General features: G+C 71.1%; 11 protein-coding genes. 2 read left to right on the top strand and 9 right to left on the bottom strand.

The genetic code is table 11. The features are described from left to right. Positions 1-65 precede the first annotated feature (65 nt). Positions 66-2,153 carry a GMC family oxidoreductase gene (locus tag WMF42_RS07890; protein ID WP_061609209.1) on the top strand — a complete coding sequence of 696 codons (2,088 nt, stop codon included), beginning with the start codon at positions 66-68 and terminating at the stop codon, positions 2,151-2,153. On the opposite strand, the gene WMF42_RS07885 is transcribed toward WMF42_RS07890, so the two are convergent. From WMF42_RS07885 to WMF42_RS07855, 7 genes are all read right to left on the bottom strand, one after another. Beyond that, positions 2,142-2,876 carry an ABC transporter ATP-binding protein gene (locus WMF42_RS07885; protein ID WP_061609208.1) on the bottom strand — a complete coding sequence of 245 codons (735 nt, stop codon included), beginning with the start codon at positions 2,874-2,876 and terminating at the stop codon, positions 2,142-2,144. The two genes, WMF42_RS07890 and WMF42_RS07885, sit on opposite strands and share 12 nt — an antisense overlap. Before the next feature lie 8 nt (positions 2,877-2,884). After that, on the bottom strand, positions 2,885-4,612 hold the full coding sequence (locus WMF42_RS07880) for an ABC transporter permease (protein ID WP_233561746.1): 1,728 nt from the start codon (positions 4,610-4,612) through the stop codon (positions 2,885-2,887). Beyond that, a complete protein-coding gene (gene lysS / locus WMF42_RS07875; protein ID WP_437694227.1) occupies positions 4,596-6,278 on the bottom strand; it encodes a lysine--tRNA ligase in 1,683 nt (560 codons plus the stop codon). The genes WMF42_RS07880 and lysS overlap by 17 nt, the downstream gene beginning before the upstream one ends. Before the next feature lie 44 nt (positions 6,279-6,322). Beyond that, a protein-coding gene (gene prfB / locus WMF42_RS07870) for a peptide chain release factor 2 (RefSeq protein ID WP_199693749.1) occupies positions 6,323-7,466 on the bottom strand; the annotation gives its coding sequence in 2 pieces (ribosomal slippage) (positions 6,323-7,396 and positions 7,398-7,466; 1,143 coding nt in all). Between the two features lie 264 nt (positions 7,467-7,730). Further along, a complete protein-coding gene (locus WMF42_RS07865; protein ID WP_437691252.1) occupies positions 7,731-8,207 on the bottom strand; it encodes a hypothetical protein in 477 nt (158 codons plus the stop codon). A gap of 292 nt (positions 8,208-8,499) precedes the next feature. After that, positions 8,500-9,036 carry a hypothetical protein gene (locus WMF42_RS07860; RefSeq protein ID WP_061609204.1) on the bottom strand — a complete coding sequence of 179 codons (537 nt, stop codon included), beginning with the start codon at positions 9,034-9,036 and terminating at the stop codon, positions 8,500-8,502. A gap of 107 nt (positions 9,037-9,143) precedes the next feature. Further along, entirely contained in the window at positions 9,144-10,886 is a 1,743-nt protein-coding gene (locus tag WMF42_RS07855; protein WP_437691250.1) for a DUF885 domain-containing protein, read from the bottom strand. Between the two features lie 95 nt (positions 10,887-10,981). Between WMF42_RS07855 and WMF42_RS07850 the strand changes: the two genes are divergently transcribed. Further along, positions 10,982-12,139, top strand: a complete 1,158-nt coding sequence (locus tag WMF42_RS07850) for a S1C family serine protease (RefSeq protein WP_434046268.1) — start codon at positions 10,982-10,984, stop codon at positions 12,137-12,139. Between the two features lie 75 nt (positions 12,140-12,214). Here WMF42_RS07850 and WMF42_RS07845 read toward each other — a convergent pair whose 3' ends face one another. Continuing rightward, a complete protein-coding gene (locus tag WMF42_RS07845) occupies positions 12,215-15,436 on the bottom strand; it encodes an efflux RND transporter permease subunit (protein ID WP_061609201.1) in 3,222 nt (1,073 codons plus the stop codon). Positions 15,437-15,479: 43 nt separating this feature from the next. Continuing rightward, positions 15,480-16,571, bottom strand: a complete 1,092-nt coding sequence (locus WMF42_RS07840; RefSeq protein WP_437691247.1) for an efflux RND transporter periplasmic adaptor subunit — start codon at positions 16,569-16,571, stop codon at positions 15,480-15,482. Positions 16,572-17,090 lie beyond the last annotated feature (519 nt).

The raw sequence follows: 17,090 nt of genomic DNA, 5'->3' as shown, positions 1-17,090 counted from the left end.
CCTTGCTTTGTGACGATTCTGTTGCTACAGAATTAACAGAAGTCTCGAAGGAGGTTCGAACGGCGATGGCCCTGGGACTGGACCTCGATTTCAGGCGCTGGCCCGCGCTGGAGCGAAGGGAGCTCCGGGCCGGGGCGGCGAAGCAGGACGAGCGCGGCGCCGAGGGCGCGTCGGTGGCAGCGGGCGGCGCGGGCGCGGAGCCCGGGCTCTCGGAGCGGGAGAGGCGCATCGCCGCCGCGCTCGCCGAGGCGGCCATGCCGCCCGGCCGCTTCCTCGAGGGCGCGGGCGCGGCCACCGCCAGACGCCTCGCGGGCTGGCTCGGGTCGATCCCGCCGCACCTCGCGCAGGGGCTGCGCGCGGCGCTGTGGGCCATGGAGCTCGCGCCGGTGCCGACGCGGCTCAGGCCGCTGTCGGCGCTGCCGCTGGAGGAGCGGATGGAGGTGCTCCGCGGCTTCGAGCAGAGCCGCGCGCGGGCCCTGCGCTCGCTGCTCCGCGCGGTGCTCACGCCGCTCCGGTTCCTCCACTACGACCAGCCCGAGATGTTCCAGCACGTCGGCTGCCGGTACGAGCTGCCCACGGTGCGCAACGAGGAGCCCCGCTGGCTGGCGCAGGTGACGAACGGCCGCGAGGTCGAGGAGGACCTGGAGCTCGAGTGCGAGGTGCTCGTGATCGGCACAGGGGCCGGCGGCGCGGCCGCCGCCTACGAGCTCGCGTCGCGGGGGCACGCGGTGCTCATGCTCGAGGAGGGCGATTACCACCGGCGGGCGAGCTTCACCGGACGGCCCGCGCGCGCGTACCGGGACATGTACCGCGATCACGGGCTCGACATGGCGGTCGGGAACGTGAGCATCCCTGTGTTCGCCGGGCGGGCCGTCGGCGGGAGCACGGTGATCAACTCCGGTACGTGCTACCGGGCTCCGGAGACCACCTTCGCGTCGTGGCGAGGCGGGATGGGGCTGCCCGCGGAGTTCTCGTCCGATGGGCTCGCGCCGTATTACGAGCGCGTCGAGCGCATGCTCCAGGTCGCCCCGGCCGACCCGCTGCACCTCGGGGCGATCGGGCCGATCGTCCGGCGCGGCGCGGAGCGGCTCGGCCTGCGGCACGGGCCGCTCCAGCGGAACGCGCCGGACTGCGACGGCCAGGGGATCTGCTGCTTCGGCTGCCCCACCGGGGCGAAGCGCTCGACCGACGTGAGCTACGTGCCCGAGGCGCTGAAGCGCGGCGCGCAGCTCATCACGGCGGCGCGCGTCAGGACGATCGACATCGTGGCCGGGCGGGCGCGGGGCGCGACGGCGGTCCTCGGCGGCGACACGCGGGCCGAGACCAGCGGGGGCAGAGCCGGGCCGGGACGGCGGCGGCCGCGGCTCGTTGTCAGGGCGGAGGCCGTCGTCGTGGCGGGGGGCGCGCTCATGACGCCGCTGCTCCTGCGCCGGAGCGGCGCGTGCCTCGCGAGCGGGATGCTCGGGAAGAACCTGTCGATCCACCCGGCCTCGAAGGTGATGGCGCTCTTCGACGAGCGGATCGACCAGTGGCAGGGCATCCCGCAGGGCTACCAGATCGACCACTTCGCCGACGAAGGGCTGATGTTCGAGGGAGGCTCGCTCCCGTTCGACGTCGCCGCGCTCGCCGTGCCGTGGACGGGGCACCGCTACACGGAGCTGATGGAGCAGTATCCGCACCTCGCGACGTTCGGGTTCATGATCAAGGACACGAGCCGCGGAGAGGTGAGGCCCGGGATCGGGGGCACGCCGCTCGTGCTCTACACGATGAACCAGGAGGACGTCGCGAGGATGCAGCGCGGGATCGAGCTGCTCTGCGAGGTGTTCCTGGCCGCGGGGGCACGGCGGGTCCTGCCGCTCGTCGCCGGCTGCGACGAGGTGAACGGCCCGGGTGACCTGGAGCGGCTGAGGGCGCAGCCGATCAAGGCGGGTGACCTCGACATCGCCGCGTTCCACCCGCTCGGGACGTGCCGCATCGGGGTGGATCCGCGCTCTTCGTGCCTCGGGCTGGACCACCAGGCGCACGACGTCGCCGGGCTCTACGTGTGCGACGGGAGCGCGATACCCTCGTCGCTCGGCGTGAACCCGCAGATGACCATCATGGCGATGTCGCTGCGCGCGGCCGAGCTCCTGAGCGAGCGGCTATCCGGCTGAGCCGGCGCGGTAGCCGAGGGCCGCGGCGCGGTCGCTGCCGATGCGGTCGCTCTCGATGGCGCCGTCGCGCATGGTCACCACGCGCGGCATCGACTCGGCGAAGCTGAGGTTGTGCGTCACCACCACGATCGTGGTGCCGTGCTTTCGGTTCATCTCGAAGAAGAGCTGGTGGATCGAGTCGCTCGTCGCCGTGTCGAGGTTTCCGGTCGGCTCGTCGGCGAGGAGGAGCTTCGGCGACAGGACGAGCGCCCGCGCCAGGGCCACGCGCTGCTGCTCGCCGCCGGATAGCTCGCCCGGGCGGTGCGTGGCGCGCTCGGCGAGCCCGACCTCGGCGAGGAGCGAGCGCGCGAGCGGCTCCATCTCGCGGCGGGTCTTCCCCTGGATGAGGCCCGGCATCATCACGTTCTCGACCGCATTGAACTCGGGGAGCAGGTGGTGGAACTGGAAGACGAAGCCGATCGTCCGATTCCGGATCGCCGCGAGGCGCGAGCTCGAGAGGCCGGTGAGCTCATCGTTGCCCAGGCGGATGCGGCCGCTCGTCGGGAGGTCCAGCGTGCCGATGCAGTGGAGGAACGTGCTCTTGCCGGCGCCGGAGGGGCCCACGAACGCCACGACCTCGCCCTGGTTGATGACGATGTCGATGCCGCAGAGTACGTGGAGCTCGCGCCCCATGTGGACGAACGTCTTGCGGAGATCTTCGACGACGACGAGCGGAGTGGACATGGGATTGGTTACTCGTAACGAAGCCCGTCGACCGGAGAGAGCTTCGAGGCGGCGCGGGCAGGATAGAGGGTGGCGATGGTGCAGATGATCAGCGCCGCCACAGCGACCATCGCATAGTCGGAGCCGTTCACGTTCACGGGCAGCCGGTCGATGTAATAGACGTCCGGGTCGAGCCGGACGCCGAACCAGGACAGGCCCGTGCAGCACGCAAGCGCGGTGCCGACGCCGAAGACCGTGCCGATGGCGCCGATGATGATGCCCTCGAGCATGAACACGCGCATCACGGCGTTGTCGGAGGCCCCGAGCGCCTTCAGGATCGCGATCTCCTTGCCCTTCTCCGTCACCATGAGGAGCAGCGTGCAGACGATGCAGAAGCTCGCGACGGCGATGGCGATGGACAGGATGATGAAGGTCGCGATCTTCTCCAGCTTGAGCGCGCTGAAGAGGTTCCTGTTCATCTCCATCCAGTCGCGGACGCGGAGCGCCGGGGGCGGCTTGCCGCCGTCGGGCACCTCGTCCGCCGCCGCAGCGCTCGCGGCGACCGCGGCCTCGACGGCCGGGCGGACCTCCTGCACCCGCTCGGGATCCGGGACTCGGATGTCGATGTGGGTGATCTTGCCCTCGAGGCTGAAGAACTTCTGCGCCTCCTCCATCAGCACGTACGCGTGCGTGACGTCGTACTCGTACATGCCGCTGTAGAAGATCGCCGCCACGCGGAACCTGCGGGAGCGCGGCATCACGCCGGTGGGGCCGAGCTCGCCCATGGGCGAGAGGAGCGTGATCTCGTCCCCGACGAGCACGTGGAGCGACTTCGCGAGCTCACGGCCGATGATGACGCCGGGGTACACGCGGGTCTGCTGCTTGAGGTACTCGCGCACGGACGGGTCGACGTCCGTCGGCTGGCGGAAATCAGGCCCCTTGAAGTACGGCTCCCCGCCGGGGCCGCGGCCGATGACCTCCTCGGGGGGCAAGCTCGTCAGCTTCTCGGGATCGCGCAGGTACTCGAACTTGCCGACCTCGATGTTGTTGACGAGGTCGATGACCTGGCTGATCGAGTCGGGATCGATCCCGCGCACGAGCGAGCCGGCCGTGTTCGAGGCGCTGGAGCCCATGGCCTCGCCCGCGACGACGGGCGTCGCGGCGCCGCCGCGCGAGGCGAGCGCGACGCGGACCCCCGTGAGCGTGTCCTCCCAGTCGCCGAACCCGCCGGGGCGGGTCGCGTCGATGACGATGTGCGCGTTGTTCCCGAGGATCTTGCGCTTCAGATCGGCGCCGAAGCCGCCCATGATGCTCGTCACCGAGCAGAGCGCGCACGAGCTCACCGCCACGCCGGCCATCGAGAGCACCGAGATGACCGTGAGGAAGCCGCTCTTCGTGGCGCGCACGTGGCGCGCGCCCACGTAGGAGACGAAGCTCCGCCGCTCCATGGCGTCGAGGATGACCGGGAGCAGCGCCGCGAGCGAGATGAGCAGGAAGATGACCCCGGTGCCGAGCGCGCCGAAGCGGATGAGCTCGTTCTGGAGGACGAAGGGCGTGGAGCCGCGGGTCACCGGGAGGCGGGCCGCCATCGTCGAGAGGACGCCGAACGAGACGCCGAGCAGGCCGCCGAACCACCAGAACAGCGCGCGCGGCAGGCTCGTCTTCATGCGGCGGACGCCGCGGATGACGAGCAGCACGCTCACCACGGCCACCGCGACGAGGAAGGCGATGTAGACGGGCTTAGGTATCAGCGGCACTCGCTTCAGGCCTCAGGAGGGGGAACAGGATGACGTCACGGATCGACGTCGCGCCGGTGAGGAGCATCGTCAGGCGATCGACCCCCATGCCGAAGCCCGCCGTCGGCGGGAGGCCGTGCTCCAGGGCGCGGACGTAGTCGGCGTCGTAATCCATCGTCTCCTCCTCGCCCCGCGACTTCTTGGCGACCTGCGCGCGGAAGCGCGCGTCCTGGTCCTCGGGATCGTTGAGCTCGCTGAAGGCGTTGCAGAGCTCGCGCCCGTCGATGAAGAGCTCGAAGCGATCGACCAGCGCAGGGTCGCTGTCCTTCTTGCGGGCGAGCGGGGAGACCTCGAAGGGATAGTCGATGATGAAGACGGGGACGCTCCTGTCGCCCGACTCGGTGCGGTAGTCCCGCGTCAGGAACGGCTCGAGCACGTACTCGTAGGCGCAGAAGACGAGCTCGCCGGGCGACTCGCACTTCTTCGCGCCCGCGCGGAAGTTCGCCCAGTCGATCTCGCGCCCGCTCGCCTTCGCCGCCTTCGCCCACTCCTTGATCGGCGCGTCGTCCGCGGCGACGCGCTGCGGGACGTCCGCCGGGAGGCCCGACTTCGCGAGGGCGAGGGCGATCCCCTCGGCCATGGGGACGCGCGCGAAGCGATCGAGCGAGAACGGGCGCTGCGCGGCCCAGGCCGCGTGCTCGGCCGGGAGCCGCTCGGCGAGGCGGGCGTCGACGTGGCGGAGCATCGCCTCGGTCGCGTCCATCAGGGTCTCGTACGTCGCGTACGCCTGGTAGTACTCGATCATCGTGAACTCGGGGTTGTGCCGCGTCGACAGCCCCTCGTTCCGGTAGCAGCGCGCGATCTCGTACACGCGCTCGAAGCCGCCGACCACGAGCCGCTTCAGGAAGAGCTCGGGCGCGATGCGCATGAAGAGCTCGAGGTCGAGCGCGTTGTGGTGGGTCTTGAACGGCTTCGCTGTCGCGCCGCCGACGAGCGTGTGCATCGTCGGCGTCTCGACCTCGAGGAAGCCGCGCGCGTCGAGGAACTCGCGGAGCGCGGCGACGATCGCCGTGCGGGCGCGGAAGATCCCCGCGACGTGCGGGTTGGCCACGAGATCGACGTACCGCATGCGGTAGCGCGACTCGACGTCCTTGAAGCTCGTCTTCGTCGGCAGCGGGCGGTAGGCCTTCGTGAGCAGCCGGAGGCGCTCGGCCCGGATCGAGAGCTCGCCCTTCTGCGTCGCCATCGCGACGCCGTGGGCCTCGACGAAATCGCCGAGATCGACGTCCTCGAGCCGCTCGAAGTCGGCGAGGCTCCCCTGCTCGCAGTAGAGCTGGAGCTCGCCGGTGCGGTCGCGCAGCCGGACGAAGGTGACGCCGCCGAACGAGCGCACGAAGAGGACCCGGCCCGCGACGCGGAACGGGAGCGGCTCGACGCGCGCCGGATCGTAGCGATCCGCCGTCGGCGCGGCGGGCCGCTCCGGCGCCGCGCCCTCGGGCCTGGGCTCGGCCGCGGCCCGCGCGCCGTCGAAGCGGGCGCGGACGGCCGCGAGCTCGGTGAGCGGCTCGCCCGCGGTGACGTCGTTGGCGAACGGGTTCTCGCCGCGGGCGCGGAGGCGCGCCGCCTTCGCCTTGCGGGTGGCGATCAGCGTCTCCTCGGCGCGCGCGGCCTCGGCGGCCTCCTGCATGAGGCGCTCGGTCTTCCTGTCGTTCGGCTTGTCTTTTTGCTGGCTCACGGAGCGTCGTCCTCCGCGACGGCGCCGCCCTTCCGGAGCGAGCCGCCCGCCGCGGCGAGCAGGTAGGCCTCGATGAAGCGATCGAGATCGCCGTCGAGGACGGCGTCCACGTCGGTGGCGTCGGTGGAGGTGCGGACGTCCTTGACGAGCCGGTAGGGCGCGAGGACGTAGTTCCTGATCTGGCTGCCGAAGTTGATGGCGCTCTTCGCGGCGTTGTAGGCCTGGACCTCGGCCTCCCGCTTCTGGAGCTCCATCTCGTAGAGCTTCGCCTTGAGGACCTTCATCGCCATCGCGCGGTTCTGGTGCTGGCTGCGCTCGGCGCGGCACACGATGTTGAGGCCGGTCGGGATGTGCCGCAGGCGAACGGCTGTCTCGACCTTGTTCACATTCTGCCCGCCCTTGCCGCCGGCGCGCATCGTCGTGATCTCGATGTCCTTCTCATTCACCTGGATGTTGATCTCGTCGTCGCTGTCCGGGGTGACCTCGACGGCGGCGAACGCGGTCTGACGCGTGTGATCGGCGTTGAACGGGCTCATCCGGACGAGGCGGTGGACGCCGGCCTCGGACCGGAGATAGCCGTAGGCGGCGTCGCCGCTCACCGTGAAGGTGACGGCGTCGATGCCGGCCTCGTCGCCGTCCTGGTAGTCGATGATCTCCGTCTTGTAGCCCCGGCGCTCGCAGAAGCGCAGGTACATGCGGAGGAGCATGGACGCCCAGTCCTTCGCGTCGGTGCCGCCGGCGCCCGGGTGGATGCTGACGATGGCGTTGCCGCGGTCGGCGGGGCCGGCCAGCATGCGATCGAGCTCGGCCTTGCGCAGGCGCGCGGCGATCGCCTCGGCCTGCGCGTCGGCGTCGGCGATGACGCCCTCGTCGCCCTCGGCGGCGCCGAGCTCGAGGTACTCCGCGAGATCCTCGATCTCGCGACCGAGCTTCTGCGCCATCTCGAGCTTCGCCTCGACCTGGGCGCGCTTGCGGAGGACGACTTGGGCTTTTTCCTGATCGTTCCAGAACCCCGACGACAGCGTCGTCTGGGTCAGGTCCTGAAGCATCCGTTCGAGCTTAGGGACGTCAAAGATGCCCCCTTAGCGCCTCAAAGCGCCGTTTGATGTCCAGGACTTTCTCGCGGGTCTCGGAGAGCATGGCCGGGGATCTATTCGATCCGGGCGGCGATCGCCAGGAGAGACAGCCGCGCGCTCACGGGGACGGCGGCGGCCCCGCCGGGGCGCCGGCGGCGCCCTGCGGACGCGGCGCGCGACGTGGCCGGCCGGCGTCGAGCGCTCCCCGCGCGCAGCGGTGTGGTGCGCGTGCCCCGGCGCCGCCGGTTCCCTGGGCCCGGGTCGCGTCACCGCTGGAGGTGGCGAGGCGGCGCGAGCTCCGCGCTGCCCGGCAGCGGGACAGGGCCCCTCACCCCGCAGGAGCTGACACAGGGGCTGTTCTCCGGAAAGCGCGACGGATCCCGGACCAGACCCGCGGCGCTCTCCACGCCCGGAGCGGTCCCTCGACGGCGTCCCTGATGGTCTTCACGGAGACCGCGGGCGGCGACGCAGGGGCGCTCAGCGCGCCGTCGAGGTAGCGGGCCAGGAGCTCGGTCAGGGCGACGGCCGTGATCGCATTGGAGAAGAGACCGGCGACGGGGACGAGGCCGAGCGTGAAGTTGGCGAAGAGCCGCACCGCCGCTCCGCCCCAGATGATCTTGCTGACCTGGAGCCACGGGGCGGCGAGGAGCGGCACGCCCCGGGTTCGCGTCAGCGACATGGCAAAGTGGTAATGAATGGGAACCACGATCAACTCATCTGCGCCGGGGATCGGCTGCGTGATGAAGCTCGTCACTGCGGCCACGGCAGAATACTTGTTGGTCATCCGGCGGATCTTCGGTTCCATCAGCCAACTATACGGCGCGGAGCAAGACGCCGGGAGGCCGGGAGGAGCCTGTCGATGCGAGGCTCGAGGCGCCAGTTCGAGGACGGATCACGCTTGCCCCGGACGAAGCACAGGAGTCTCCGTGCACCGCCTTGTCCTGCGGGATCTGCCGGGTTGTACGGGAGAAGGACGATGGGAGATCTCCGCGAAGGGCGGTGATGCGATCTATGGATCGATCCCATCGCGACGAGACAGGAAACACCGCTCCCGATCTCCCGCCTCCTTGCGGCGGCCTCCCCGGGGCCCCGCGAATCTAAGGGTCGAGCCCTTCCCTGCACGCGCCCCTGAGCTCGTCGAGCGCGGCGACGAGCGAGGCGCGCTCGCTCCGCCATGCCGGCGACGCGTCCTCGGCGTCACGCCGGCGGAGGTGCTCGCGGGCCTCGTCCCAGAGCGGGCGGGGAGGCTCCAGCGTGGGCACGCGCCGGCGCACGGCGTCCGCGAGGCGGACCACGCGCTCGACGCGGGACAGCGCCTCGCCGAGCGGCACCTCGCCCGCCTTGCAGCGCCGGAGCAGGCCGCACTCATAGCTGCTGCACACCGAGAAGCGCGCCTCGTAGACGGTGCACTTGCGGTCGAGATGGCAGGGGCACGGCAGCCTGAAGGCGTCGTGGTACTGGTTGCAGGCGAGCGGCAGGCGCAGCTTCTCGGCGAGCGGAAGCTCGTGCTCTTCGAGCGGCGCGATGTCGAAGAGCAGCCCCGTGCAGCACAGGCCGCACGCGGTGCAGAGGTCCGAGCCGCTCGGCTGCGCCTCGGGGGCGTCGCTCGCTGCGCTCGCTGGAGGAGAGCTCACCCGCCTCGATTGGCACGCGCGCGGCCCGGCGTCGAGCCGCGAGGGCCGGCCAGGGCCCCCGGCGCGCTGGAGCGAAGGCGCGGCCGTGGAGCCGGGCGAAGCGCCGCTCAGGGCGCGGCGTCGTCCGCGTCGTCGCCGAGGACGATCTCGCGCAGGTGGTCTAGCCCGACCGATCCGGAGCCGATCACCCTGGCGTGAAACGCCTTCAGATTGAAGGCCTCGCCCTGCCGGCGCCGAAGCTCCTCGCGCAGCTCCAGGACGACCCGCTCGCCGACCTTGTAGCAGATCGCCTGCCCAGGCCAGCCGAGGTAGCGCGTCGCCTCGCTGTGCGCGTGCTCCGGCGTGAGGAACGCTCGGCGGTGCAGGTACTCGACGGCGGTCTCGTAGCGCCACGGCTCCCCGGCGTGGAGCGGGGCGCGCTCGGTGATCGGCAGACCGAGGTGCATGCCGATGTCGAGGACGACGCGGTAGGCGCGCGCGAGCTTGCCCGCGAGCATCCCGAGCACGTAATCGGGGCGCTCGAAATAGCCGAGCTCGTACATCAGCTGCTCGGCGTAGAGCGCCCACCCCTCGGCGTGACCGGAGTTCACCACCAGGAAGCGGTGGAGCCGGCTCAGCCGATCATCGAGGTACACCTGGAGCCCGCACTGCAGGTGATGGCCGGGAAAGCCCTCGTGGTACGCCGTGGTGATCTCCTCGTAGAGCGGGAACACGCGCTTCGAGCCTGGGGCATACCAGATGGTGCCGGGCCGCTTGAAACCGTCGCTCGGGGGTACGTAGTACGCGCCCAGCGCGCCGCCCGGCGGGGCCATCTTCACCTCGATATGGCGGATGGGCGCGGGAATGTCGAAATGGACGCCGTCGAGCTCGGCGAGCGCCTTGCGCTGGCGCTCGGACATGACGCGGAGGAACTCCTCGGGCCCTGGCGCGCACCGGCCCGGGTCCGTCTCGAGCACCTGGATCACCTCGGGCAGCGACGCGCCCGGGAGGATCTCGGCGGCGAGGCGGGTCATCCGGGCCTCGATCGCGTGCACCTCGGACCACCCCCAGGCGTAGGTCTCCATCGGGTCGATGCTCGCGCCGAGGAAGCGGCGCGCGTGGCGCAGGTAGCGCTCCTCTCCCACAGCGTCCTCGACGCGGGCGCTGGGCAGGTACGTCTGCTCCAGGTAGCCGGCGAAGGCGCCGAACGCGGCGCGCGCCCGCTCGGCGCCGGCGGCGAGGCGCGCGCGGCCAGCGCCCGTGGCGAGCCCGGACGCCTCGTAGGCGGCCGGCAGCGTGAGGAAGAACGACGCCTCGCCCGCCTGGTAGCGCGCCTGCTCGATGACGGCGCGCACCTGGCGACGCGCGGCGACCTTCCCCGTCCGGCGCCCTTCCTCCAGGGACGCACGGTAGCTGTCGCAGGCCTGCGGCAGGCCTTCCAGGCGCGACGCAACGGCGTCCCAGCCGGCGGCGCTCTGGAGGTCCATGAGGTCGAAGACCATCCGGAGGTGCTGGAACGCCGACTCGATGTTGTTGAGGTCGCGCAGGTGCTCGTCGTGGCGGAAATCGTCGAGCCGCTCGTCCATGTATTCGGCCATGACACGGCGTGCGAGGCGGCCCCACCGCGCCTCCGGTCCGCGAGGAGGCGGCAGCGCCCGGAGCCGCCCCTGGAAGGACGCGACCGTGGAGGCCCAGGACGCCGCGCCGCTCGGGCTCCAGTCGTTCCACGCGCCGTCGTCGCACGGGAGGCCCGCCAGGGTGGCATGGGCAGGGCACTGGGCGGCAAAGGCTGCGACGAACTCGTCGCTGAGGGCGAAGATCGGATCGCGCGCGTCGTGGTTCTGGCTCACCGCGACAGCATATGCGGTCACGCCTCAATTTTCTCCGGGCGCGCGAGACGATCCGACGGGTCTTCGTTACGCTTGGTGGTGGGTGCTCGCTCCTGAGCGGCGCCCCGGGGAGCGACATGAATCACCGCAGCCTGCCAGGCGAGCTCCATGACGACGACCGGCGCCCCTGCGCCGCTCCTCCCTCCCGCCGCCGACCCCCGCGACGACCCGGCTGGCCGCGGCTCTCCGGGCTCGTCGCCGCGGCGGCGCTCGCGGCGCTCGGCTGCGGCGCGGGCTCATCCGGCCAGCCGGCGGCTTCCGCGTCGCAGCCCGCCGCCGTGATGACGCCCGCCCAGATCGCGGCGCGCGCCACGCCGGCGGTCGTCACGATCCGCGGCGACGGCTCGCTGGGGGCGGGCTTCCTCATCCGCGAGGACGGCTGGATCGCGACGAATTTCCACGTCATCGCCGGGATCCCGGATCTCAAGGTCGTCCTCTGGGACGAGAGCGAGCACCCGGTGCTCGAGGTGCTCGCGTTCGACGAGGAGCGCGACCTCGCGATCGTCCGGATCCACGCGCCGCGGAAGCTCCCGCTGCTGCCCCTCGGCGACAGCCTCGCGGTCCGCCCTGGCGATCCGGTCGTCGCGATCGGCCATCCGCTCGGCCTCGCCGACACCGTGTCGAACGGCCTCGTGAGCGCGGTCCGCGTTGTCGACCCCGCGCTGACGCTGCTGCAGATCTCCGCGCCGATCGCGCCAGGCTCGTCGGGCGGGCCGCTGTTCAACGAGCGCGGCGAGGTGATCGGCGTCGCCGCCGCGGTCGCGACGCAGGGGCAGAACCTCAACTTCGGCGTGCCCGCGGACTACCTCAAGAAGCTGCTCGTGCGCCCCGATCCCGTCCCGCTGTCGACGTTCGCGGCCGAGACGGCCGAGGAGGAGCGCGCGCTCCCGGCCGTCAAGCGGTCGGTCCCCCACCACGCGCTCTCGGTGCTCCGCGGCTGCACGGAGGGCGATCTCCTCGTGCTGGCGCGGACGATGGACGGCGCGATCCAGGTCGGCTCGCCGCTCTACAACGAGGGAGATTTCGCGTCCTGCTATCACATCTACGAGGGAGCCGCGCTCGACATGGAGCGCCGGATCGGCCGCGCGTGCAGGGGCCCGAAGCAGGCGCTCGCCGAGGGCCGCCGCAAGGCCGCCGTGCTCGACGACAACGCCGCGCAGGCCTGGGCGATGCGCGACGCGTTCGACGGTCTGCTGGATGTGATCCTGCGCAAGGTGCACGGCGACCCCGGGTGAGCGTCGCCGCGCCGCTGTCGCTCCGGGAGCCTGGCGCGGCGCGCCGCGGCCCCGGAGCGAAGCCGGCCGGTGCGGTCAGTCGAGGTGGGCCTGCGCCGGCCGGCCGCCCTCGTGCGCGACAGCGACGCGCGCCGCGGCGCCGTGAGGCTCCGCTGCGACGGGCCCCCCGCCGGGCGGCGCAGCGCCGCCCGCCCCGCGCGGGTCCCCCTGGTCGTCGCTGCCCCGCATGAAGGGCAGGACCCGCTTCAGCCACGACGAGGCATCGTCGAAGAGCGAGTAGGCGACCGGGGTCGCGAGCAGCGTCAGGAGGAGCGCCAGCGTCTGCCCGCCGATGATCACGAACCCGGTCGCGCGGTTCGTCCCCGAGCCGGCGCCGCTCGAGGCGACCAGCGGGATCATGCCGGCCACGAACGCGAGCGTGGTCATGAGGATCGGCCGGAGCCTGTCGCGGTTCGCCTCCAGGATGGCCTGCGCCCGCGGCAGGCCGTGCTCGCGCAGCTTGATGGTGTGGTCGATCTGGAGGATCGAGTTCTTCTTCACGACGCCGAACAGCACGACGATGCCGAGCAGCGAGAAGATGTTGAGCGACTGCCGGAAGATGATGACCGCGATGAACGCGAACGGCACCGTGAGCGGCAGCGACAGGAGGATCGTGATCGGGTGCAGCCACGACTCGAACTGCGCGGCGAGCACCAGGTACATGAAGACGAGCGACAGGAGGAGGGCGACAAGGAAGCTCCTCATCATCTTGACGAGCTCCTTCGACGCGCCGACCGGACCGGCGGAGTAGCCGGACGCGAGGTTCATCTGCGACACGGCCTTGTCGAGCTCCTGGACGACGGTCTGCTGCGAGTAGCCCGCCTCCAGGTTGGCCGTGAGCATGACCTGCCGCTGGCGGTTGTAGCGCTCGATGCGCGACGGGCCGGTCCCCTCCGCGAACGTCACCACGTTGTCGAGCGTGACCGCGCCGAGCTTGGCCGAGGGCACCGTGATCTTCGCGAGGCCCTCCTTGTCCGAGCGGAAGCTCGGCAGCGCGCGCGCGCGCACCTCGTACTGCTCGCCGCCCTCGTTGTAGGTCGACACCTTGTACCCGCCCACGAGCAGGCGCAGGGTGCTGGCCACGTCGCCGACCTGCACGCCGAGATCGGCGGCCTTCTTGCGGTCGATGATCACCCGGATCTCCGGCTTGCCGACGAGCAGCGACGTGTCCGGGTCGACGACGCCCGGCATCGCCTTGAGCTTCTCCAGCAACGCGTCGGAGTACTGGCCGATCCGCTGGAGGTCGGGGCCCTGCACCTGGTAGGCGATCTGTGCGCTCTGGCCGCCGGAGAACGCGGGCACGGGGCCGATGTTCGCCCGGAGCTTCTCCGCGTCGAACTTCGGCTTGAGCTCGCGCCGGGCGCGGTCGATGAGGTCCTGCTGGGACAGGTCGCGCTCGCTCGCGGGCTTGAGCTTCACGTAGATGTTGGCGAGGTTCGGCGTCTTCTGCGGGTCGTCGCCGATCGTCGTCAGCGTGTAGAGCACGCCCGGGATCTTCTCCAGGTCCGACGCGAGCCGCGTGGCGAGGACGCGCGTCCCGTCGAGGCTCACGCCCTCGGGGGCGCGGATGCTGACCTGGAACTGCGACTCGTCCTCGGTCGGGAGGAAGTTGAACTTCGCGAGGCCGCCCAGCACCGGGATCGAGAAGAGCGCCAGGAGCGAGGCGAGCACGATCACCCAGCGGTGCGCCATCGACCAGCGGAGGAGCGCCATGTAGCCGCGCTCGATGGGCCCGTAGAAGCGCGACTCCTTGGAGCTGTGGCCGGCGTGCTTCTCCGGCTTCTTCAGCCACCGCGCCGACAGCATCGGCGTCAGGGTGAAGCTCACGATCAGCGACACCAGGATCGAGAACGCCATCGTGAGGCCGAACGAGTTCAGGAAGCGGCCGACGATGCCGCTCATGAACGCGACGGGGACGAACACAGCGATCAGCGAGAGCGTCGTCGCGAGCACCGCGGGGCCGATCTCCCGCGTGCCCTGGAGCGCCGCCTCCCACGGGTTCAAGCCCTTCTCCTCGATCCAGCGGTAGCAGTTCTCGAGGACGACGATCGCGTCGTCGATCACGATGCCGACCGCCAGGGTCAGCGCGAGGAGCGTGATCCCGTTGAGCGTGAAGCCCGCCACCTTCATCAGCGCGAACGTGGAGATGATGCTCGTCGGGATGGCGATCGCGGAGATCATCGTGCTGCGGGCGTTCGCGAGGAACAGCGCGACGATGATCGCGGCGAGCAGCGCGCCGAGCACGAGGTGCTCCTTCACGGCGTTGACGGAGTTCTTGATGAACTCCGACTGATCGCGCGCGATGACGATCTGGTAGCCCGCGGGGAGGCGCTTCTCGACCTCGCGGATGCGCGCCTTGAGCCCGTCGATGACCTCGACGGTGTTCGTCCCGCTCTGCTTGCGGACGCTGAGGAGCACGGCCGGGTCGAGGCCGCGGAAGCCGGCCGACTCCTGCTCTGCCATGCCGTCCTGGACCTCCGCGACGTCGCCGAGCCGGACGGAGTAGCCGTCGCGGTTCGCGAGCACGATGTCCGCCATCTGCTCGACCGACTGCACGCGGCCGCGCGTCCGCAGCGTGAGCGACCTGCCCCCTTGCTCGATGCGGCCGGCCGGGACCTCGACGTTCTGGCTCGCGAGCGCCTGCGCCACGACGCCGCCCGTCAGCGAGTACTTCTCGAGCCTCTCCGGATCGATCCAGATGTTGATCTGGCGGCTGCGGCCGCCGATGACCAGCACCTGGCCGACCCCGGGGAGCGACTCCAGCTCGCGCCGCAGCGTCTTGTCGGCGAACTCGGTCACCTCGCGGACGTTCGCCTTGGGGGACGAGATGGCGAGCGTGAGGATCGGGGCGGCGTCCGGGTCCAGCTTGCCGACGACCGGCGGCTCGATGCCCTCCGGGAGCTCGGCGAGGACGCCCTCGACCTTGTCCCGGACCTCCTGCGCGGCCACGTCGACGTCCTTCTCGAGCTGGAAGGAGATCATGACCTGGCTCAGGCCCTCGACCGAGACCGAGCGCAGCTCGTCGATGCCGCTGATGGTGTTGACCGCGGACTCGAGCTTGTCGGAGATCTCCGTCTCCACCTCCTCGGGCGCCGCGCCGGGGAGGATCGTCGTCACGACGATGAACGGGAACTCCACCTTGGGGAACCGGTCCACGCCGAGGCCGAAGTAGGAGAACGCCCCGAGCACCGTGAGGAGCAGGACGATCACCGAGGCGAACACCGGCCTACGGATGCAGATTGCCGCGAGCCATTGCATGGTCGCTACCTTTCTTCAGTAATGAGACGCCGGTGCGCTCGGCTCACTGCGCCGCAGCGACCTCGATGCCATCCGCGAGCTGGTCCACCTTGTCGATCGCGACCTCTTCGCCCTCGGTGAGCGGGCCGATGACCTCGACGAGGCCCTCGATCTTGCGGCCCGTCTTGACCAGCCGCTCGGTCACGCGATCGCCCGCCCGCACGAACACACGCGCGCTCGTCCCGGAGGTGCCGACCGCCGCCTCGGGCACGAGGATCGCCGTTCTTGACTCGCCGGTCAGCGCGAGCTGGCCTTGCGCGAAGAGCCCCGGGCGGAGCTTCCCCTCGCTGTTGTCGAACTCGGCCTCGACGGGGAGCGTGCGCGACGACTCCTTGAGGCTCGCGCCGATCCGCTTCACGACGCCCGGGAACAGGCGGCCCGGGAAGGCGGCGACGGAGACGCTGACCGCCTTGCCCACCTCGATCTGCGCGATGTCCGACTCGGGCACGTCGATGCGGAGCCGCAGCGGGTTGTCGCGGACCACGACCGCGACGACGCGGCCCGGGCCCGCGAACTCGCCGACGCTGATCCGCTTCTCGGCGACGGCGCCGTCGAACGGCGCCCGGACCGTCGTGTCGGCGACCGACTTCGAGGCGAGCCCCGCCTGCGCCTGCGCGGACGTGAGCGCCGCGACCGTCGCGCGGATGCCGTTGACCGCGGCGTCGTACTGCGCGGCCGCGTTCTGCGCCTGCGTGCGCGCCGCGTCCCAGGTCGACTGCGCGACGGCGCCCTGGTCGTAGAGCTGCTTCACGCGCTCCGCCTCGGACTTCGCGAGCTCCATGCTCTGCTTCGCGGCGCGGACCTCGGGCACCTGGTCGGGATCGATCCCCTTCGGCGACGCCCCTTCCTGCAGCGCGAGCTTGGCGCGGGCCTGCGCGACGGCGGCGGAGGCCGCCTGCGACTGGAGCGCGGCGTTGCGCGCGTCGAGCACGACGAGCGGGTCGCCCTTCTTGACCCGGGAGCCCACGTCGACCGCGACGCTCAGGACCAGGCCGGCCACCTGCGTGGCCACCTCGCTCGTCTCGTCGGCGACGAGCGTGCCGCTGACGTCGAGCGTCTTCGCGAGCGGGCGCGTGGTGACCTTCCCGAAGCGCACGGCGGGCTTCTCGCGGGGCGCCGCGGTGTCGCGCGCCGGCTGAGTGCCCGCGTCCGAGTTGCGGCAAGCGGTCAGCGTGGGCACCGCGAGGGCCGCGAGCAGCGCCGCGACGAGGGCGGCGCGGGAGTGATTCGAGGCGACGCTACGAGCGCCGAAAACCCGTCGAGCGATAGGGCGCTCGGGTCCGCAAGAAGGATGTGTCATGGGGAGTTCGCCCGGTTCTTGCCAGCGCCTGCCGGTGCGGTCCAGGAGCAAAGCTGGCGGGCACCACAGTAGGGTGCTGACCGGCCGGTCATCAAGGGGGTGCTCCGGGCCATGTCTACGTCCGCCTCGCACTTCGTGCTGCTCCGCCCGAGGAAAACGTGCTGCGCGGCGTCCTCGAGGTTGCTTCGCCCCGCGAGCGGCAATGGAACGGGAAAGTGAATGGCCGGTCATGTTCCCGAAAAACGCGCCGGAAACGCTGAAACACGGGCCCAGAGGCGCCGGGGGGCGGGCGGACGAGCCGCTCGCGCCCGCCAC

The sequence above is a fragment of the Sorangium sp. So ce176 genome (assembly GCF_051519835.1).
Lineage (GTDB): Bacteria > Myxococcota_A > Polyangia > Polyangiales > Polyangiaceae > Sorangium > Sorangium cellulosum_G.
Note: the sequence above shows the minus strand (reverse complement) of the source record. Positions and strands in the feature narration are given on the sequence as shown.